Annotated in this window: 19 protein-coding genes and 1 tRNA gene; 11 read left to right on the top strand and 9 right to left on the bottom strand. The window is 65.2% G+C overall.

The genetic code is table 11. The features are described from left to right. Positions 1-7: 7 nt before the first annotated feature. Together AC0KWY_RS14675 and AC0KWY_RS14670 are read right to left on the bottom strand one after the other, a co-directional pair. Entirely contained in the window at positions 8-316 is a 309-nt protein-coding gene (locus tag AC0KWY_RS14675; RefSeq protein ID WP_121458576.1) for a P-II family nitrogen regulator, read from the bottom strand. After that, positions 313-1257, bottom strand: coding sequence for a sodium-dependent bicarbonate transport family permease (locus tag AC0KWY_RS14670; protein WP_474026234.1), 945 nt, complete (start codon positions 1255-1257; stop codon positions 313-315). The genes AC0KWY_RS14675 and AC0KWY_RS14670 overlap by 4 nt, the downstream gene beginning before the upstream one ends. A gap of 109 nt (positions 1258-1366) precedes the next feature. Here AC0KWY_RS14670 and AC0KWY_RS14665 point away from each other — a divergent pair, with 109 nt between their 5' ends. Continuing rightward, on the top strand, positions 1367-2272 hold the full coding sequence (locus AC0KWY_RS14665) for a LysR substrate-binding domain-containing protein (protein ID WP_474026233.1): 906 nt from the start codon (positions 1367-1369) through the stop codon (positions 2270-2272). Here the strand turns inward: AC0KWY_RS14665 and AC0KWY_RS14660 are convergent. Together AC0KWY_RS14660 and AC0KWY_RS14655 are read right to left on the bottom strand one after the other, a co-directional pair. Continuing rightward, entirely contained in the window at positions 2269-2703 is a 435-nt protein-coding gene (locus AC0KWY_RS14660; RefSeq protein WP_474026232.1) for a CBS domain-containing protein, read from the bottom strand. The two genes, AC0KWY_RS14665 and AC0KWY_RS14660, sit on opposite strands and share 4 nt — an antisense overlap. A 94-nt stretch (positions 2704-2797) precedes the next feature. Continuing rightward, positions 2798-4102, bottom strand: a complete 1305-nt coding sequence (locus AC0KWY_RS14655; protein ID WP_474026231.1) for a D-amino acid dehydrogenase — start codon at positions 4100-4102, stop codon at positions 2798-2800. A gap of 236 nt (positions 4103-4338) precedes the next feature. Here AC0KWY_RS14655 and AC0KWY_RS14650 point away from each other — a divergent pair, with 236 nt between their 5' ends. The 5 genes from AC0KWY_RS14650 (at position 4339) to AC0KWY_RS14630 (ending at position 11631) form a co-directional block, all read left to right on the top strand. Then, positions 4339-5877 carry a sigma-54-dependent transcriptional regulator gene (locus AC0KWY_RS14650; RefSeq protein ID WP_474026230.1) on the top strand — a complete coding sequence of 513 codons (1539 nt, stop codon included), beginning with the start codon at positions 4339-4341 and terminating at the stop codon, positions 5875-5877. A 76-nt stretch (positions 5878-5953) separates the two neighbouring features. Next, the gene (locus AC0KWY_RS14645) at positions 5954-8191 is read left to right on the top strand and encodes an alkaline phosphatase D family protein (RefSeq protein WP_474026229.1); all 2238 of its coding nucleotides are present in this window, start codon (positions 5954-5956) and stop codon (positions 8189-8191) included. A 211-nt stretch (positions 8192-8402) separates the two neighbouring features. Then, entirely contained in the window at positions 8403-8630 is a 228-nt protein-coding gene (locus tag AC0KWY_RS14640) for a CsbD family protein (protein WP_474026228.1), read from the top strand. Positions 8631-8773: 143 nt separating this feature from the next. After that, positions 8774-9991 (top strand): cation:proton antiporter, encoded by a 1218-nt coding sequence (locus AC0KWY_RS14635; protein WP_474026227.1) that lies wholly within the window; start codon positions 8774-8776, stop codon positions 9989-9991. A gap of 359 nt (positions 9992-10350) precedes the next feature. Next, positions 10351-11631, top strand: coding sequence for a PIN domain-containing protein (locus tag AC0KWY_RS14630; protein WP_474026226.1), 1281 nt, complete (start codon positions 10351-10353; stop codon positions 11629-11631). A 151-nt stretch (positions 11632-11782) separates the two neighbouring features. Here the strand turns inward: AC0KWY_RS14630 and AC0KWY_RS14625 are convergent. Together AC0KWY_RS14625 and AC0KWY_RS14620 are read right to left on the bottom strand one after the other, a co-directional pair. Then, positions 11783-11856, bottom strand: a tRNA-Gly gene (locus AC0KWY_RS14625). A gap of 53 nt (positions 11857-11909) precedes the next feature. After that, complete coding sequence (locus AC0KWY_RS14620; protein WP_474026225.1) at positions 11910-12401, bottom strand: flavin reductase family protein; 492 nt, start codon at positions 12399-12401, stop codon at positions 11910-11912. Positions 12402-12464: 63 nt separating this feature from the next. On the opposite strand from AC0KWY_RS14620, the gene mutY reads away from it, so the two are divergent. Then, complete coding sequence (mutY, locus tag AC0KWY_RS14615) at positions 12465-13505, top strand: A/G-specific adenine glycosylase (RefSeq protein WP_474026224.1); 1041 nt, start codon at positions 12465-12467, stop codon at positions 13503-13505. On the opposite strand, the gene AC0KWY_RS14610 is transcribed toward mutY, so the two are convergent. Then, a complete protein-coding gene (locus AC0KWY_RS14610) occupies positions 13477-14679 on the bottom strand; it encodes an HD-GYP domain-containing protein (RefSeq protein ID WP_474026223.1) in 1203 nt (400 codons plus the stop codon). The two genes, mutY and AC0KWY_RS14610, sit on opposite strands and share 29 nt — an antisense overlap. A 20-nt stretch (positions 14680-14699) precedes the next feature. After that, a complete protein-coding gene (locus AC0KWY_RS14605) occupies positions 14700-15263 on the bottom strand; it encodes a hypothetical protein (protein ID WP_474026222.1) in 564 nt (187 codons plus the stop codon). A 91-nt stretch (positions 15264-15354) separates the two neighbouring features. Here AC0KWY_RS14605 and AC0KWY_RS14600 point away from each other — a divergent pair, with 91 nt between their 5' ends. The 4 genes from AC0KWY_RS14600 to AC0KWY_RS14585 all read left to right on the top strand — a co-directional run bounded on the left by AC0KWY_RS14600 (position 15355) and on the right by AC0KWY_RS14585 (position 19511). Next, positions 15355-17262, top strand: a complete 1908-nt coding sequence (locus AC0KWY_RS14600) for an ATP-binding cassette domain-containing protein (protein ID WP_474026221.1) — start codon at positions 15355-15357, stop codon at positions 17260-17262. 134 nt (positions 17263-17396) lie between these two features. After that, entirely contained in the window at positions 17397-18005 is a 609-nt protein-coding gene (gene thrH, locus AC0KWY_RS14595) for a bifunctional phosphoserine phosphatase/homoserine phosphotransferase ThrH (RefSeq protein WP_474026220.1), read from the top strand. Between the two features lie 100 nt (positions 18006-18105). Beyond that, entirely contained in the window at positions 18106-18969 is an 864-nt protein-coding gene (gene purU / locus AC0KWY_RS14590) for a formyltetrahydrofolate deformylase (protein WP_474026219.1), read from the top strand. Next, positions 18969-19511 (top strand): hydrolase, encoded by a 543-nt coding sequence (locus tag AC0KWY_RS14585; RefSeq protein ID WP_474026218.1) that lies wholly within the window; start codon positions 18969-18971, stop codon positions 19509-19511. Before purU ends, AC0KWY_RS14585 begins: the two co-directional genes overlap by 1 nt. Before the next feature lie 5 nt (positions 19512-19516). Here the strand turns inward: AC0KWY_RS14585 and AC0KWY_RS14580 are convergent, their stop codons facing one another. Continuing rightward, complete coding sequence (locus tag AC0KWY_RS14580; RefSeq protein ID WP_474026217.1) at positions 19517-20272, bottom strand: metallophosphoesterase; 756 nt, start codon at positions 20270-20272, stop codon at positions 19517-19519. Between the last annotated feature and the right edge of the window lie 26 nt (positions 20273-20298).

Here is a 20298-nt window from a genome sequence, read left to right as displayed (position 1 = left end):
ACACGCCCTAGAACTTCTCCGCCCGCAGCACCTGGACGTCCGACAGGAAGACGACCAACTGGTAGCTGCTGAAATACTGCGCTTCCAGGTGGCGGACGACGGCTTCGGCGACCGCCTCGTCGCACAACACCTCGACCCGGATGTTGGCGCTCGCCGGCCAGGCGGCATCGCGGCGACCGTGGGCACCGCTGCCGCGGGCGTCGGAAATGGTGTAGCCGTGCGCACCGAAACCCGGCAACTCCTTTTCCAGTCTTTTTTCCAGCGCCGCCTCGCAGACGATGGTCAGCAACTTGCGGGTTTGCAACGGGCGATTCATGCGAAGACTCCATGCAGGGTGACGGCCGCCCAATGATAGGCCGGAATGCCGAGCAGCAAGTTGAACGGGAAGGTGATGCCGAGCGCGGCGCCGATCGACAGGCCGGGGTTGGCTTCCGGCACGGCGATGCGCATCGCCGCCGGCGCCGCGATGTAGGAAGCGCTGGCATAGAGCGTCGCGAGCAGCGTCGTACCGCCGACCGACAGGCCGAGCAACTGGCCGGTGACGACGCCGAGCGTAGCCCCGACCAGCGGCATGGCGATGGCGAAGCCGGCGAGGAACCAGCCGGCCCGGCGCAGGTCGCCGATGCGGCTGGCGGCAACCAGGCCCATCTCGAGCAGGAAGATCGCCAGCATGCCCTTGAACAGGTCGAAGAACAGCTTGTCGAGCGGCTTCAGTCCCTCGCTGCCGGCAACCCAGCCGATCGCCAGGCCGCCGAGCAGGAGGACGATGCTCTTGCCGGCGAAGACCTCGTGCAGCACCTTGCCCCAGTCGCCCGAGCCGGCGCCGCGCCGCGCCAGCCAGATGCCGATCATCAGCGCCGGGAATTCGAGCAGGACGAGGAACACGGTCATGTAACCCTCGGCGCTTTCGCCGCGGCCGAGGAGGAAGGTCGAGGCGACGGCGAAGGTGACGACGCTGACTGAGCCGTAGTGGGCGGCGATCGACGCCGCATCGGCGATCGGCAGTTTGCCCAGACGGGCCAGCACCGGAAAGGCGATGAGCGGGATCAGCGCGCCTGCTGCGACGACGACACCGGCGGCAAACAGCAACTCGCCGACCGGGTAGCGTGCCAGTTCGACGCCGCCCTTGAGGCCGATGGCGAGCAGCAGGAAGATGCTCAGCGACTCATAGAGGACGGCGGGGATGCGCAGGTCGGAACGGATCAGCCCGGCCAGCGCGCCGAGCAGGAAGAAGAGGATGACGGGTTCGAAGGGCATGAAGGCTATCCAGCAGGCGGCTGGGCCGCGACGGCGTGACTATCCCTTCTGCCATTGATTAAATCCAATTAAACTTTGACAGCCAATCATTTGTTGAAACTTATATATATTGAAGCGCCACATCACCCCGCGCCAGCTCGAAACCTTTGCCACGGTCGCCCGTCTGGGCAGTTTCTCGCGCGCCGCCGAGACCCTGCACCTGACCCAGCCGGCAGTCTCGATCCAGATCCGCCAACTGGCCGATACGCTGGGTCTGCCGCTGTTCGAGCAGATCGGCCGCGACATCCGCCTGACCGCCGCCGGTGAGGAACTGCTGGCGACGGTGCGCGTCCTCGATCACGAATGGAACCGCCTCGACGCCGCGATCGGCGCGCTGAAAGGCCTGCACAGCGGGCGCCTGCGCGTCGCCTTGGTCAATACCGCGCAGTACTTCCTGCCGCGCATGCTCGGCGCCTTCTGCCGCCGCTATCCGGACATCGACGTCCGGCTCGAGATCACCAACCGGGCCGGCGTCGTCGACCGCATGCGCAAGAACGAGGACGACCTCTACATCATGTCCTACCCGCCGCAGGACATCGACGTCGTCGTCCGTCCCTTCCTCGACAACCCGCTGCACGTCGTCGCCCCGCTCGGCCATCGCCTGGCCGGCCGGCGGATCGACGCCGCCGCGCTGGCCGACGAAGCCTTCCTGCTGCGCGAAGCCGGCTCCGGTTCGCGGGCGGCGGTGGATCGTCACCTGCAGGCCAGCGGCCAGACGCTCAAGGTCAGGCTGACGGTCGCCAGCAACGAGGCGATCCGCGACCTCGTCGCCAGCGGCGTCGGGCTTTCCATCCTGTCGCGCCACGCGCTGGCCGCCGATCCGGCCGACAACGGCCTCTGCCTGCTCGACGTCGCCGGCTTTCCGATCCAGCAGCCGTGGTCGATCGTGCACCTGAAGGGCAAGGTACTGTCCCTGCCCGCCCAGGCCTTCATCGGCGAACTGCTGCAGGCGGCGGCGCCGCCGGTGACGGGCTAGAGGATTTCGGTCAGCGCCTCGCGCTGCGCCATCTCGCCGGCAAAACTGATCATTTCCAGGCCCAGCGCGTCGCGCGCCGAGACCAGGCCGAGCGGCCGGCCACCCGGATCGACCACCGGCATGTGGCGGAAGCCGCCCTCGTACATCAGGTGCAGGACGTGGCCGAAGATCATCTCCGGCGGCACGGTGCGCGGCTCCGGCGTCATCACCGCCGACACCGGGGTCGTCCCGTCCAGCCCCTCGGCCAGTACCTTATAGGCCAGGTCGCGCTCGGTGCAGATGCCGAGCAGCAGGCCCTCCGGCGAAACCACCAGAACCGCCGCCTGGCCGTGCCGCTTCATGTGCGCGGCGACGGTCCGCACGTCGTCTTCCGGCTGGCAGACCAGGAACTCGCGATTCTGGACAATCTTGATGACAGCTCTGTTCGGCATTTTCGTCTCCTCGTGATGGTGGGGTGCACTACTGGAGGAATGACCGGTTGCCGGGACGGAAGTTGCAAGGAAATGTCCGCCGATTTGTAAACGCTCAAGCCGGCGCCGCCGATACCGGGCGCGGCGGGCGACGCCGACCCTCGGCGCCGGCGTAGCGCGCGACGCCGAGGTCGTCGACGGCGATCTCGGGCTGCCGGCTGCTGACCAGGTCGGCGACGACGCGCCCGGTACCGGCCGCCATCGTCCATCCCAGCGTGCCGTGGCCGGTGCTCAGCAGCAGGTTGTCGTAACGGGTGCGGCCGACGATCGGCGTGCCGTCCGGCGTCATCGGCCGCAGGCCGGTCCAGAACTCGGCCCGAGCGAGGTCGCCGCCGCCAGGGAAGAGGTCGCCGACGACGAATTCCAGCGTCCGCCGCCGGCCTTCGGCCAGGCTGAGGTCGAAACCGGAGAGCTGCGCCGTGCCGCCGACGCGGATGCGGTCGCCGAGCCGGGTCACCGCCACCTTGTGGGTTTCGTCCATGACCGTCGACTCCGGCGCCGCCGCCGGATCGACGATCGGCACGGTGAGCGAGAAGCCCTTCACCGGATAGACCGGGATATCGATGCCGAGCGGCCGCAGCAGGGCGGTCGAATAGCTGCCCAGGGCGAGCACGTAGTGGTCGGCGGTCAGCGTGCCGCCCGCCGTGCGCACCCCGGTGATACGCCCCCCATCTTGATTCAGCCCGCCGATATCGACGCCGAAGCGGAAATCGACGCCCAGTTCGGCGGCCAGCCCGGCCAGGTTCTGCGTGAACTTGAAACAGTCGCCGGTCTCGTCGCCGGGCAGACGCAGGCCGCCGACGAACTTGTCGCTGACCGCTGCCAGCGCCGGCTCGTGGCGCAGGTAAGCGGCGCGGTCGAGCAGTTCGAAGGGCACGCCGAATTCGCGCAGGATTTCGATGTCGCCGGCAACGCCGTCGAGCTGCTTCTGCGTGCGGAACAATTGCAAGGTGCCCTGGCTGCGCTGGTCGTACTCGATGCCGGTTTCGGCACGCAGCTCGCGCAGGCAGTCGCGGCTGTATTCGGCCAGGCGCACCATGCGCCGCTTGTTGGTCCGGTAGGCCGCCGCGTTGCAGTTGCCGAGCATGGCCAGCATCCAGCGCCACAGCGCGGGGTCGAAGCCGGGCTTGATGACCAGCGGCCCGTGCTTCATCAACAGCCATTTGATCGCCTTGAACGGCACGCCGGGCGCCGCCCAGGGCGCCGAATACCCGGGCGAAACCTCGCCCGCGTTGGCATAGCTGGTTTCCAGCGCCGGACCGGGCTGCCGGTTGACGACCGTCACCCGGTGTCCGGCGCGCGCCAGGTAGTAGGCGACGCTGGTACCGATGACGCCGCTGCCGAGAACGAGAACATGCATGCCGACTCTCCTTGCCTTGGGTTGCGCTGGGTTGATGGCCTGCTTTGAGCGATTCCCGTGCCAGGCGGCAGTTCCCTGTAAAAACAACAACTTGGAAAAACCTCACTGTTCAACCGAGCGCGACCGTAACGAATTCGCTACGCAACTATTTCATTCAACGCACGCAAGCCATTGGTGAAAAAGGTTTTTACGCATCCAACGACAGCGTATTACTATCGATACATCGTATTGATTTCGTGACAACCGCCATGCGCATCGCCGTGCACTTCACCGACCGGGTCGGCATCGCCCAGGAAATCCTTGCCCAACTGGCCGGGCGCCGGCTCAACGTCAGCGCCGTCGAAGTCGATCCCCCTCACATCTATATCGAAGCGCCAGCCGCCGAAGCCGATGACCTCGCCGGACTGCGCGCCCAGTTGCTCGGCGTCGCCGGGGTCGATCGCGTCGATACCGTCGCCATGCTGCCCGGCGCACAACGCCGGCTCTACCTCGACGCCCTGCTCGACGCGCAGCCCGACCCGATCCTCGCCGTCGACCAGGAAGGTCGCGTCGTCGTCGCCAATCAGGCCGCCCTCGCCGCCTGCCCCGGCGGCCTGGTCGGCAGCACGCTGGCAGCCGCCGTCGACGATCCCGCGCTGCCCGGCGAACTGCTCGCCAGCGGCTACCGCCTGCCGGTGCGCGAAGTCCTGATCGGCGGCGAACCCTACCTGCTGGAAACCAAGCCGCTGCACGAAAGCGGCGGCCAGGTGGCGGGCGCCGTGCTGACCCTGCACACCCCAAGCCGCCTCGGCGAACGGATGAGCGCGCTGCAGAACTACGACGCCGGCGGCTTCGAGACAATCCTCGGCGATTCGCCGGCGATCGCCCAGCTCAAGCAGCGCGCCGCGCGCATGGCGATGGTCAACGCGCCGCTGCTGATCACCGGCGAAACCGGCACCGGCAAGGAACTGCTGGCGCATGCCTGTCACGCCGGCAGCGGCCGCCGCAAGCAACCCTTCTTCGCCCTCAACTGCGCCGCCCTGCCGGAAAACCTCGCCGAGGCCGAACTCTTCGGCTACGCCGCCGGCGCCTTCACCGGCGCGCTGCGCGGCGGCAAGCCCGGCCTGCTCGAACTGGCCGACGGCGGCACCGTCTTCCTCGACGAGATCGGCGAAATGTCGCCCTACCTGCAGGCCAAACTGCTGCGCTTCCTCAACGACGGCAGCTTCCGCCGTGTCGGCGGCGAACGCGAAATCCGCATCGACGTGCGCATCATCAGCGCCACTCACCGCGCGCTGGAAAGCATGGTCAGCGACGGCCGCTTCCGCCAGGACCTGCTGTTCCGCCTCAACGTCCTCAACCTGCACGTGCCGCCGCTGCGCGAGCGGCCCGGCGACATCCTGCCGCTGGCCCGCGACTTCCTCGCCCGCGCCTGCGCCCAGGCCGCCCGCCCGGCGCTGCGCCTGACTCCGGCGGCGGCGGCAGCGCTGCAGGCCAATCCGTGGATCGGCAACGTCCGCCAGTTGCAGAACGTGATCTTCCGCGCCGTCACCATCTGCGAAGGCAGCCAGATCGACGTCGCCGACCTCGAACTGGCGCGCGACGCCGGCAGCGCGCCGGAAACCGGCGACGACGACGGCGCCGTCGCCAGCCTCGAACAGGCGGTCGCCGACTTCGAACGCAAGCTGCTGCAACGCCTCTACCGCGAATACCCGTCCAGCCGCCGCCTGGCCCACCGCCTCGGCACCTCGCACTCGGCGATCGCCGCCCGGCTGCGCCGCTACGGCATTTCCTGACGCGTCGCCGGACTGTCATAGGGACATAACCTGCCCTCGGCAGACTGCGGACTTTCCGCATCGTCAGGGGCAGCCCATGAGCGTCAATGTCACGCGCCGCAATTTCCTGCGCGCCACCGGTTTCATCACCACCTCGATCGCCACCTTCGGCCTCGGCGGCTGCCTCGGCAGCAGCGGTGGCGGCAGCGCCGACCGCCACAAGTTTCCGCAAAGCATCGCCGCCGCCGACCCGCGCCCGGACAGCATCGTCCTGTGGACGCGCGTCCTGCCGAAGACTGCCGACGACATCGCGGTCGCCACCAGCGGCGACATCGACGCCCAGTTGCTGATTTCCAGCGACCCCGCCAACGCCGCGCTGCTCGGCGGCAACCAGGCGCTGCAGGGCAGCAATATCGCCAGCGTCGGCGTCGCCGCACGGCAGACCTACGACCACACGATCCGCCACAAGCTGAGCGGCCTCACCCCGGCGACCACCTACTACTACCAGTTCCGCGTCGACGGCAGCCGTTCCCGCGTCGGCCGCTTCCGCACCGCACCGGCCGTGGACGCCGCCATCGGCCAACTCAAGTTCGGCCTGCTCGTCTGCCAGGACTGGAGCGTCAACCACTGGGCCGGCTTCGACGACCTGCTGGCGCGCGACGGCGATCTCGATTTCTTCATCCACCTCGGCGACTACATCTACGAAACCGTTGGCGCCGCCTTCCAGAACGGCAGCGTCGAAGGCCGCCACAGCGCCCTGGTCTTCCCCAACGGCACGGCCAACGCCGACGGCTCGAGCTACGCGACCAGCCTCGACGACTACCGCTACCTGTACAAGCGCTACCGCTCCGACCCGCGCCTGCAGGCGCTGCATGAGCGCTTCGCGATGATCGCCATCTGGGACGACCACGAGTTTTCCGACGACTGCTGGGGCGACGCCGTAACCTACGACAACGGCAGCTACGACCCGGCCACCGGCCTCGGCGACAACACCCACGCCACCACCCGGCGGCGCCGCGCCAACCAGGCCTGGTTCGAATACATGCCGGCCGACGTCAGCTTCGACGATTCGGTCGCCGGCTTCGCGACGATCCGCATCTACCGCGACTTCCGTTTCGGCACCCTGGCCCACCTGCTGATGACCGACCAGCGCCTCTACCGTAGCGACCACCTGATCCCGGAAGCGGCGCCCAACCCGAGCACCGGCAGCGCGACGGGCTCGATCGGCAGCCGCTACATGGTCCCCGAAGCGGTCCTCTACGATCAGGTGGAGGCAGCCAAGATCGCCGCCGGCACTGGCCTGGGCGACCCGCTGGCGCTGGTCTCGATGCTCGGCGCGACGCAGCGCGACTGGTGGAAAACGACGCTGGGCAACGCCAGCGCCACCTGGAAGCTGTGGGGCTCGGAAGTCATGCTGCTCAAGCTCAGCCTCGACGGCACGCGCGCCATCGCCGCCCTGATCGCCCTGCAGGCGCTACCGACGGTCGGCGCCGCCACCGCCTTCGGCGTGATCATGCCGGACATCGTCGCCAACGGCGTCAATTCGGTCTACATCCCGGCCGCCGACAAGGCCGCCCTCGCCCCCTTCTTCAACAACTTCGTCCTCAACGCCGACATGTGGGACGGCTACGACGCCGAGCGGCGCGACCTGATGAACTTCATCGCCAGCCACAACATCGCCAACGTCGTCGCCCTGACCGGCGACATCCACGCCTTCTACGCCGGAGAAGTGCGCGACGACTACCGCGCCGCCGGCGGCGGCAACCCGGTGATGAACGAGATCGTCGTCGCCGGCGTCTCCAGCGATTCCTTCTTCTCCTACCTCAAGAGCGCCGTCGCCGCGCTGTCCAGCGACCTCGCCACGCTGGTCTATTACCCGATCAGCAATCTGCCGGTACCCGGTGTCGGCGACATCAGCTTCGACGTCAACCTGCTCGACTACACCCTCGGCCGCCCGGCGCCGACGCTTGCCGACCTGCAGCAGCAGGTGCGCCACCCGGTGCGCAGCGCATTGGCGCAAAAGGGCGTACCGGAAGCCCAGCTCGACGCGACGACCGATGCCGTGCTCAACGCGCTGGCCGCCGACCCCGCCTTCAACAGCAGCCTGCTCGGCCTTGCCCAGACCCTCGCCGGGCTCGACGGCAACCCGTGGCTCAAGCACATCGACAGCGACGCCCAGGGCTACGCCGTGGTCACGCTGACCCCGGACGAACTCGTCTGCCGCCTGCGCAAGATGCACCGCCTGATCGGCAGCGACGCCCCCGGCAGCGCCATCGTCGCCACCGAGACCACCGCCAGCATCGCCGCCGGGACAAGAACCGTGACCATCAGTTAGGCGCCCCGGCCAGACCATTTCCGAGACAAACGCAAATGCGCACAGACAGCCCCCCCGCTTTCGGTTAGTCTGGCCTGGCCTGCCGGACCGCCCAACACGGTCCGGCGGCCGCTCCTGTCCAGCCTTGCTCTTTCCTTCCGGGGCTGGATCGCAAGCTGGCGGAAGCGGGTGTCCGGCAATCTCGCCGAGCGCCACCTACAAGGAGTTGCAAATGAGCTGGGAAATCGATGCGGATGTCTGGAAGCTGGTCGGCGTAAAAATCAAGTCACGCTGGGGCAAGATCAATCAGGCCGCGCTGGGAATCATCGACAGCAAGCGCGAAATGCTGGTCAGCCAGATCCAGGAGCTCTACTCGGTCACTGCCGAAGAAGCCGAGAATCAGGTGCAGAGCTTCGAAAAGCACACCAAGGAACTCCGTCCCAAGGCCGCGACAGCCTAAATGGCAAGACGGCCGGGCAAATCCTCGCCCGGCCGGCAGCGGCGGCACGATGCCGCCAGAAGCGCCGCCGGGAATCCGCCAAAGGGGGGCGCCCGCCGATGATGGCGTGGTAAGCTCCGAAGCCTGCAGAGTCTTTCCAACCCATGTCCCTTCTTGCCAGCCTTCTCCTTCTGATCGTGGTGGCGCGGCTGTTCGGCCGCCTCTTTGCGCGCTACAACCAGCCGGAAATGATCGGCGAAATCCTGGCCGGCGTCCTGCTCGGCCCGGCTCTGTTCGACCTCATCCACCCCAACGCCGCGCTCGCCGCCGTTTCCGAACTGGCGGTCTTCCTGATCATCCTCAACGCCGGCCTGGAAATGCGCTTCTCCGACATTTTCGGCGCCATGCGCGGCCGTGGCCTGCTGCTGGCGCTAATCGGCTTCCTCATTCCCTTCGTCTGCGGCGTCGGTGTCGGCGCCCTGTTCGAACAGGACGTCATGCGCATGGTCTTCCTCGGCCTGTGCATCTCGATCACCGCGCTGCCGGTAGCGGTCAAGCTGCTCGACAGCCTCGGCGTGCTGCACACACCGATCGCCAAATACGCGCTGGCCACCGCCGTCATCAACGACATTGCCGCGCTGTTCATCCTCGGCATCGTCCTCAACCTGCCGCAACACCTGACCCTGGGCGACGCCGCCACCGCCATCGGCCTGTCCACGCTGAAGCTGACCCTGCTGGCCATCGTCGTGCTCGCCATGAGCCAGCTCTTCGCCTGGCTGGAACGACGCGACATCAGCGTCCAGGCGGTACCGGAAGCAATGATCCGCATCTTCGGCCCGGAAGCGCTGTTCGGCATCGTCGTCGTCTTCGTCCTGGTCTTCGGTACCATCAGCGAAGCGCTCGGCTTCCACTTCATCATCGGCGCCTTCTTCGGCGCCCTCTTCCTCGACCAGCGCCACTTCCTCGCCTCCCGCTACGAAGACCTGCGCGGCACGCTGGCCTCGATCACCAACGGCTTCCTGGCGCCGGTCTTCTTCGCCTATCTCGGCCTCGAATTCCAGATCAGCGCGATCAGCGAACTGGACTTCACCGTTGTCGTCATCCTCGTCTCGATCCTCAGCAAGCTGTTCGCCGGCTGGCTCGGCGGGCGCATCGTCGGCATGGCGCACCGCGAGGCACTCGGCCTGGGCAGCGTGCTCAACGGCCGTGGCGTGATGGAACTGGTGGTCGCCGGCATCGCCTACCAGAAGGGTTTCATCGACCCGATGATCTTCTCGACCCTGGTCCTGATGGGCATCCTGACCACCTTCCTGACGCCGATCCTGTTCAAGCAGACTTTCCGCGGCCCCCGCCTCGAACGCTACCGCACGGAAAACCACTGAGCCCGGCAACGGCGACGGCCAGACAACAAAAAGCCCACCGACGTCGGGTGGGCTGGGCATGCTTCGGTGGAGCGGGCGATGGGAATCGAACACGTGATCCCAGTCCCATCAAAGCTAATCCGCATTAGCTCCAACACTTTGAATACAATACCATTTATTGGAATATTACTCGGCGCCGATGGCCAAAAATTTGAAAATACTACGATCCAATTTGACCGACTTCGACTCTGCTGTGACCAGAATCTGACCAGACACAAATAGAGAATGTTGATCCAGTTCGCACATATATTGCCAACGACATCCACAACGGAGTAGTCTTCTGTACAGGCCAACGGCATAACTCATCGGCTTCAATTTAATTGAAAGATAACAACCTAAGAACAATGCGGAATTTATTTAACGGATATTATCGCCCATCTGATCAGAAATTTGATGAGATATGGAAAAAAGGGACGATTGCTCTAGACGCAAATGTTCTTCTCAATCTCTATCGATATTCAATCGATACCCGTGATCGATTAATATCAATTTTAAAAGAGTTTGAACCACGCCTGTGGGTCCCTCATCAAGCCGCCCTCGAATTTCACAAAAACAGAATCCCCGTCATATTTGAACAGCTAGATGCGTACGAGAAAATTGAGTCCATATTAAAAACCAACAAGAACGATTTAGAAAAAAAACTTTCTGACTTTAAGCGACATCCCATTATTCGCATCGACACACTCGCAAATCGATTGGAAAAGGGGTTTGAATCTGCTTTAAAATCAATCAATGAGCATCGACTCAAACACCCACCAACAGATGAAGACTCCATACTTAACACAATAACTGAGTTATTCGATGGCAGAGTTGGGGCTCCTTATACTGAAGAACAACTTGCCAAAATATACAAGGAAGGTGAGTTGCGCTATTCCAAGCTGACTCCCCCTGGCTATAAAGACGGACAAACGAAAAAAGATGATGGAAAGTTTGGAGACCTTATTATCTGGCTACAAATGATCGATTATGCCAAACAGACAAAATCGCCAATAATCCTGGTAACAGACGATGTCAAAGAAGATTGGTGGTTGAGAATAAACGGAAAAACAATCGGGCCAAGGCCAGAGCTAATAAATGAAATGCAAAAGGAAGCGTCCGTAGAGTTCTATATTTACAAAACCGATCAATTTATGGAGCATTCCAACAAGCTCATCAAGAAAACTATTTCTTCGGCTGCTCTCGATGAGGTTAGGGAGGTTCGGCAAAAAGCCATTCTTAACGCGATCATGAATAGCGACTCTTATCTCGTCTCTGGCAATGCGCGCAAAAAACTAGTTTCTACTTACAACCAGCTACTTGAAAGAAAGCTATCCATTGAATCTGAATTAAACGGCCTAAACAATGCCATCGAAATGGGAGCCTTTGAGCAAGACTCAAAAGACATGGCACTGGTACTTGAAAAATCCGCTGACTTGCATAAGCAACTGGAGCAGATCTCTAGCGAGCTGTCTAATTTGTCAAAAACGATCTCAATTAGATCTGACGAGAAGGACAGCCTGAGTACGTTGAAGCTAATTGGTGACACTGAAGGCAAAGATATTGCTGTGGCCCGCTTAGCTGCATTGAGGGCACTACTCTTAGACAAAATTGGTAAGCAGTAACCTTGGCCCATTTATTTGGGGCAGTGTTTTTAGCAAACAATTCTTAAGCTGAATGCCAACGCCTGACCAGATATCGACCAGACAACAAGAAAGCCAACCGGTCTCGGTTGGCTTTTTCTTTTGCAGATCAACGACCTGCCTGAATTCGAAGTGGAGCGGGCGATGGGAATCGAACCCACGGCTCTAGCTTGGGAAGCTAGGGTATTACCATTATACGACGCCCGCTCGGGCGGCAAGGACGCGATTCTATGCCGACTTCGCGTCCGGTTCAATCGTTGTCAGAGAGCGGCAAGGCGGCGGTACTGGCCGGCGTGGAAGAGCAGCGGGGCGAGTTCCGGGTTTTCGGCGTAGCGTTCGACGTGGCCGATGAAGATGCTGTGGTCGCCGCCGGGGACTTCGCTGGCGTTGGCGACTTCGAAGCTGGCGCAGCAGCCTTCCAGCACCGGCGCACCGCCGTAGCCGCCGTGCCAGGGCAGGCCGGCGAAACGGTCGGTCGGCCAGGTAGCGAAGCGGTTGGAGATGTCCTGCTGGTCGGCGGCGAGGATGTTGATCGCGTGATGGCTGGCTTTGCGGAAGGCTTCCAGGTTGGCCGAGTTGCTACCCAGACACCAGAGGACCAGCGCCGGCTGCAGCGAGACGGCGGAAAAGGAGTTGACCGTCAGTCCGATCGGCTTGCCATCCGGGTCGATGGCCGTGACGACGGCGATGCCGGTGGCGAAGCGGCCGAGGGCATTGCGCAGGGCGCGGGTATCGGTTACGGGCTGGGTCATGGGCGTCGCGGGCGAAAAAAGGACGTATTATCCCGGCTCCCGCTTTCCGCGTCGAGACGAAATTTGCCGCAAGAACAAAGCTTTGCCCAACGCCTGATCGCCTGGCAGCGCAGCGCCGGGCGCCATGACCTGCCGTGGCAGGGAACGCGCGACCCCTACCGGGTCTGGTTGTCGGAGATCATGCTGCAGCAGACCCAGGTGGCGACGGTGATCCCTTATTACCAGCGCTTCCTGAGCAGCTTTCCCGATGTGGCGACGCTGGCGGCGGCGCCGCTGGACCGGGTGATCGAGCATTGGGCCGGCCTCGGCTATTACGCCCGGGCGCGCAACCTGCACCGCTGCGCGCAGCGCGTGGTCGCCGAGCACGGCGGGCGTTTTCCGGAAAGTGCCGCGGCGCTCGCCGGGTTGCCGGGCATCGGCCGGTCGACGGCGGCGGCGATCGCTGCCTTCTGCTTCGGCGAGCGGGCGGCGATCCTCGACGGCAACGTCAAGCGCGTGCTGTGCCGGGTGTTCGGGATTGCCGGCTTTCCCGGCGCGACGGCAGTCGAACGACGCCTGTGGTCCCTCGCCGAAAGCCTGCTGCCGGCGGCTGGCGAGGTCGGCGCCTACACGCAGGGCCTGATGGACCTCGGGGCAACACTATGCACGCGCGGCCTGCCCAATTGCCCGGCCTGTCCCTTTGCCGAAAGCTGCGTTGCCCGCCGCGAGGGAAGGCAGCGCAGCCTGCCGGAAGCCAAGCCGCGACCGCCGCTGCCCGAGCGCGAAGCGGTTTTCATACTGCTTCTGGCTGGCGATCGGCTGCTGCTCGAACGGCGGCCGCCGCACGGGCTGTGGGGCGGCCTGCTGGTGCCGCCGCAAGGTGAGCCGGCGGCAATCCTGGCCGGGCGCGGGCTGGTCGCCGTCGAGCAGCGCGAGTTGCCGCCGCTCAAGCACGTCTTCACGCATTTCCGGCTGACCCTGAAACCGCTGCTCTGCCGCGTCGCGCCGCCGCTCTCGGCGGGCGAACCGGGCGACGCATGGCTGCCGCTGGCCGAGGCTGCCACCGCCGGCGTGCCGACGCCGATCCGCAAGCTGATCAGGCAGGTTGCCAGCGCAGGGGACTGAGCCCCCAGCGCTCGAAGCTTTCGGCGCGCAGGACGCGCCCGTAATGGTTGCCGACCTTGCGCGAAAGGTCGGCCCGCACCGGCTCGACGTATTGCCGGCGCCCCGCGTGATAGATGACATTGACCACCGGGTGCAGCGGATCGCCCGGCGTTCCCTGCTCGACCACCGCCAGATGGCCGCTTTCCAGCAGCACCAGGGTGCCGACCGGATAGACTCCAAGCGCATGGACGAGGCCGGCGACCAGCGCGGGGTCGAACTGCACCCCGCCCTGCTCGTAAAGCTGGCGCAGCGCGGCGGTCGGCGCCAGGGCGGCACGGTAGGGGCGGTCCGAGGTCATCGCGTCGTAGGCATCGACGACGGCGGCGATGCGCCCGGCCAGCGTGATGTCGTCGCCGGCCATGCGGTAGGGGTAGCCGCCGCCGTTGTAGCGTTCGTGGTGTTCGAGGATCACCGCGACGGTAGTCTCGGGCAGGCTGACCGTCGCTTCCAGCACCGCCAGGCCTTCCTCGACGTGGCTCTGGACGATCGCGTACTCGGCCTGCGACAGTTGCCCCTGCTTGCTCACCAGGCGTTCGTCGATGGCCGCCAGGCCGATGTCCTTGAGCAACGCGCCGAGCGCCATCTTCTCCAGTTCAGCGGCAGCGACCTGCTGCTGGCGAGCGAGGGCAACGGTCAGCGCAGCGGTGGCGACGGCGTGGCCGGCGTCGTAGGTTGCCGGCCGCTTGATGCGGGCCAGCGGCACCAACGCGTCCGGGTTGCGGGCAACCGATTCGATCAGCTTGTCGACCACCGCTTCGAGCGCCAGCGCATCGATCCGTTCCCCGGCGCGCGCCGCCCGTGCCATCTCGTCGAGCTGGCGACAGGCATCGTCGAGCAGGCGGACGGCACGCCGTCGCTCCTCGCCAAGCGAAACCGTCGGCGTCGGGCGCGGCGCCAGACGCGGGGCAAGCAGCGGCGAACTGGCCGGCAGGCTGGCATCGGGCAGGTCGATGTCGCGACCACGCCGGGTATCGATGCTGATCTCGGCAAATCCGGCGTCGGTCAGGCGGCGGATCTGCGCCCAATCACCGACCGGAAAGCGGGTCAGCCAGAGTCCGTGCTCCAGCCAGGGCTTGTGCAGATCGACAACGTACATGCCGGGCCGGAGCTGGTCGATGACAATCTTGCGGATCATCGCCCCGACCCTTGCCCGCCCTACTGCTTCGCCGCCCTGGCTGCCGCCTTGGCTTCGGCCTCGGCCAGTTTGCGGGCGTGCGCCTCGACCTTGCGCTGATGCGCCGCCTCGCGGGCGGCGCTGCGGCGGGCGCCGGCTTCGGCCTGGCGCGCCTTGCGGGCGACGATTCCGTCGCGCCGTGCAGCGTCCGCCTGGTCGCGGACGGCAATGTCCTGTTCGCGCTGCGTCAGGCTGCGCGCCTTCTCCTCGGCATCGGCAGCGGCCTGCGCCTTGCGCGCGGCAAGCTGCTCGCGCTTGACCAAGCGTTCCATCTCCTCGGCCCCGCGCTCCAGCGCCCGGCTCTCCTGGCGCACCCGCAATTGCTCGCCACGCGCCTCGTTGATGCAGTCGTTGACCAGGAACCTCTCCTGGCAGGCGATCTTGCGCCGCTCGAACTCGGCGTCGCCGGCGCGCTGCTGCTGTGCGGCCTCGGCCTTGATGGCGGCTGCCCGCTGGAGACGGGCGTCCCAGTCCGCTTCGTCGGCCAGCACGGCGCAACAAGGCAGCAGGAAGGCAGCAAGGGCTGCAAGGAATCGATATTTCATGCCATGGACCCGGAAAACGGCGGCATTTCGGGGGCAAACCCGGCCGGCGATGCGGGAATTCTAGCAGCCCGCCGCTATAATTCGCCCCGCCATGATTTCCCTGCGCCAACTCACTTTCGCCCGTGCCGGTCGCCCGCTGGTCGTCGACGCCTCGCTGCAGATCCACCCCGGCTGGAAGGTCGGCGTGGTCGGCGCCAACGGCTGCGGCAAATCCAGCCTGTTCGCGCTGCTCGCCGGCGAACTGCACGCCGAACAGGGCGACTGCGACATTCCCGCCGTCTGGCAGATTGCCCGCGTCGCCCAGGAAACGCCGGCGCTGTCGACCCCGGCGCTGGAATTCGTGCTCGACGGCGACAGCGAACTGCGCCGCGTCGAACGCGAGCTGGCGGCCGCCGAAGCGGCCGGCGACGGCGAGGCGATCGGCCACCTGCACACGCGCTACGCCGACATCGACGGTTATTCGGCCAAGGCGCGCGCCGCCGAGGTGCTGCACGGCCTGGGTTTCACCGACGCCGACTTCGCCCGACCGGTGGCCGATTTCTCCGGCGGCTGGCGGGTCCGCCTCAACCTCGCCCGCGCCCTCTCCTGCCGCGCCGACCTGCTGCTCCTCGACGAGCCGACCAACCACCTCGACCTCGACGCCGTGCTCTGGCTCGAACAATGGCTGAAGAGCACGCCGGCGACCTTGCTGCTGATCTCGCACGACCGCGATTTCCTCGACGCGGTGGTCGGCCAGATCGTCGCCATCGACCAGCAGCGGATGACGCTGACTTCCGGCGGCTACTCCGATTACGAGCGCGCCCGCGCCGCCCGCCTGGCCATGCAGCAGTCGGCCTACGAAGCGCAGCAGCGGGAAATCGCCCGCCTCAGCCGCTTCGTCGAACGCTTCAAGGCCAAGGCAACCAAGGCCCGCCAGGCGCAGAGCCGGGTCAAGATGCTCGAACGCATGGAAATCGTCGCCGCCGCGCACGCCGATTCGCCGTTCCAGTTCAGTTTCCGCGCCCCGGACAGCCTGCCCGACCCCTTGCTGCTGATTGAAAATGGCGCCGCCGGTTACGTCAACCGCAGGATTCTGGAAAACCTCACGCTGACGCTGCGCCCGGGCTGCCGGATCGGCCTGCTGGGGCGCAACGGCGCCGGCAAATCGACGCTGATCAAACTCCTCGCCGGCAGCATCGCCCAGCAGGGTGGCGAGCGCAAGGAAGCCAAGGCGCTGAACATCGGCTACTTCGCGCAGCACCAGCTCGAACAGCTGCGCCCCGAAGAAACCCCGCTCTGGCACCTGCAGAAGCTCGAACCGCTGACGCCGGAACAGGAACTGCGCGACTACCTGGGCGGTTTCGATTTCCGCGGCGAAATGGCGAGCCGCCCGGTCGGCCCCTTCTCCGGCGGCGAAAAATCGCGCCTGGCGCTGGCCTTGCTCATCCGCACCCGGCCCAACCTGCTGCTGCTCGACGAGCCGACCAACCACCTCGACCTCGAAATGCGCGAGGCACTCGCCTTCGCGCTGCAGGACTACGAGGGCGGCATGGTCGTGGTATCGCACGACCGTCACCTGCTGCGCAGTTGCACCGACGAGCTGTGGCTGGTCGACGCCGGCTGCGCCACGCCCTTCGACGGCGACCTCGACGACTACGCCGCCTGGCTCGCCGCCCAGCGCAGCGCCGACAAGGCACCGGCCGCCGAGATCGTCGCCGAAAAGGCCGAACGCCTGCAGCAACGCGCCGACGCCAAGGCCAACCGCCAGGCGCTGCTCGCCGAACGGCGCAAACTTACGAAAGAGATCGAGCAGATCGACCGCAACCTGGCCAAATGGCAGGAAGAAAAGGCCGCACTGGACGCCCGCTTCGCCGACCCCGATTTCTACGCCTCTGTCGACCGCCAGACGAGCGAGGAAATGCACCGCCGCGCTGGCGAACTCGGCGACGCCATCGATACCGCCGAACTGCGCTGGCTGGAGCTGCACGAGGCACTGGACGCACTGCCGGCGGTGGATTGAACAGCGGCCCCGGTACGCCCGGTTCCCCGTGGAACATTTGCCGCCCCAGGCCCGCCAATTCCGCTTTCATTTCAGCGTCGTCAGCTTCGGTTCGGGTAAAATCGCGCTTTTTTGGCCGTCTCAGGGAGTTGACCGTGAAAATCGTCTGTCTTGACCTCGAAGGGGTCCTGGTTCCGGAAATCTGGATCGAATTCGCCGAGCGTACCGGCATCCCCGAACTGAAACGGACGACGCGCGACGAGCCGAACTACGACACGCTGATGACCTACCGGCTGAACCTGCTGCGCGAGAAAAAGCTCGGCCTGCCGGACATCCAGAAAGTGATCGCCGAGATGGGCCCGATGCAGGGCGCCCGCGCCTTCCTCGACCAGCTGCGCGAGGATTACCAGGTGATCATCCTGTCCGACACCTTCTACGAATTCGCCCATCCGCTGATGCGCCAGCTCGGCTGGCCGACGCTGTTCTGCCATTCGCTGGAAGCCGACGCCGACGGCATGCTGGTCAACTACCACCTGCGCATGCCGAACCAGAAGCAGGAAGCGGTCAAGCGCTTCAAGGAGCTGAACTTCACCATCGTCGCTGCCGGCGATTCGTACAACGACACGGCGATGCTCGGCGAAGCCCACGGCGGCATCCTTTTCCATCCGCCGGAAAACGTCGTCCGCGAATTCCCGCAGTTCCCGGTGGTGCGCGATTACGACGCGCTGCGTTCGGAAATCGACAAGGCTTTCGCCAAGGCCTGACGGCCCTTGGCGCAAGCCTGCGGCGCACTGCACCACCCCCGCTCACTGCGTTCGCCGCCCCCCGGGGGGGCTGGGCGCTTCGACATAGCCAGTGAACACCATGCATAGAGATCGTTTCTACACGCTGTCCGCCTCCTGCCCCGACCAGGTCGGGATCATCGCCCGCGTTTCCGGCTTCATCGCCGAGCACGGCGGCTGGATTCTCGAATCGAGCTTCCATGCGGACGACCTGACCGGTCGCTATTTCATGCGCATCGAGATCAAGGCCGATTCGCTGCCCTTCCTGCTCGCCGAGTTCCGCGAGCACTTCCGCCGCGACGTCGCCGAACCGCTGGCGATGGAATGGCGGATCAACGACAGCGCGGTGAAGAAACGCGTCGTCGTTCTGGTCTCCAAGCAGGAGCACTGCCTCTACGACCTGCTAGCGCGCTGGCAGTCGAAGGAACTCGACATCGAGATCCCCTGCGTCATCTCCAACCACGACACCTTCAAGGGTTTCGTCGAGTGGCACGGCATTCCCTTCATCCACGTGCCGGTGACGGCGGACAACAAGGCCGCCGCCTACGCCGAGATCCAGCGCATCTTCGACGATGTGAGCGGCGACACCATGGTGCTTGCCCGCTACATGCAGATCCTCTCGCCGGCACTGTGCGACGCGCTGTCCGGCAAGATCATCAACATCCACCACAGCTTCCTGCCCAGCTTCGTCGGCGCCAAGCCCTACCACCAGGCTTACCAGCGCGGCGTCAAACTGATCGGCGCGACCTGCCACTACGTCACCAGCGAGCTGGACCAGGGCCCGATCATCGAGCAGGATGTGATCCGCATCGACCACTCGGACTCGCCGGAAGACATGGTCCGTTACGGCAAGGACATCGAGAAAACGGTGCTGGCGCGCGGCCTGCGCTACCACCTGGAAGATCGTGTCCTGGTGCACGGCAACAAGACCGTGGTCTTCCGCTGATGCTGCTGGCCCGCGCCGATTCGCTGCTGCTCGTCGTCGATATCCAGGAAAGGCTGGCGCCGGCGATCCACGATAGCGAGACGGTCACCGCCAATACGGTGCGCCTGCTCGAGGCAGCCCGTCAGCTTGAGGTGCCAGCCTTCGTTTCCGAGCAGTACGTCAAGGGACTCGGCCCCAGCCTCGCGGCAATCCGTGAAGCCGCCGGCGCGGCACGATTTTTCGAGAAGGTCCACTTCTCCTGCGCCGCCGAACCCGGCGTCAGCGAGTTGCTGCGCGCCAGCGGACGCCGGCAAGTTGTCCTGACCGGCACCGAAACCCACGTCTGCGTGCTGCAGACGGCGCTCGGCCTGCTTGGCGAAGGCTTTTCGGTCTTTCTCGTCGCCGACGCCGCATCGTCGCGCACACCAGAGAACCGGCAACTGGCCATCGACCGCCTGCGCAGCGCCGGCGTACACATCGTCAGTACCGAGATGGTGCTGTTCGAATGGCTGCAGCGTGCCGGGACGGACGAGTTCCGCGCCTTGCTACCGCTGATTCGCTGAACGCGTCAGTAGGGAATAACTGGCGCCGCCTGCAGCGGCAGGTAATGGCTGCGCAAGGGCAAGCCCGGCAGCAAGTCATGCACCAGCAAGCCGGGCGACTCGGGCGTCCAGGACAGTGGCCCATCCTGCAGGGCGATCTGATGCACGGTGGACGGGGCCGTTGCCGCCATTTTGCCGGCAAAGCCGGTGAACACCGGGCGATGCACGTGGCCGCACCAGACGGCCTCGACCTGCTGCCGGCGCAATAGCCAGTTCGCCAGCCCCTCGCCACCCCGACAGCCGATTTCATCCATGCCGGGGATGCCCACCGCAAACGGAGGGTGATGCAGGACGACAATGCTGCGCCGGCGCTCCGGACAATTCGCATCCAGCCAGCGCAACTGGGCGTTGCCGATCTCGCCCCAAGGCTTGCCCGGCACCAGGCTGTCGAGGAGGAGCAAAGTCAGCGGCCCCAGATCGAAGCGTCGGCAGAGCATTTCGGGATTGTCCCAGTGCCCGGGAAAAGCCGCGTGCAGCGCGGCGCGCCGGTCGTGATTGCCGGGCAACAATGCCAGCGGCAGGGCCAGGCCGGCCAGGATCGACGCCAGTCGCGTGTAAGAGCCGGAATCACCCGCTTCGGCGATATCGCCGCTGATCAACAGCGCATCGGCCTGCAGGCCGGCAACTCGGTTCAGTGCCAGGGTCAGCGCCGCCCACGGATCGATCTCGCCTGACAGGAGATTGGATTGCAGATGCAGGTCGGAGATCTGGACGATGCGCATGCGGCCAGAATAGCAAAAAAAGCGGG

The organism is Azonexus sp. MM2026_4 (assembly GCF_055901855.1).
This window is presented reverse-complemented; position numbering and strand designations above follow the sequence as displayed.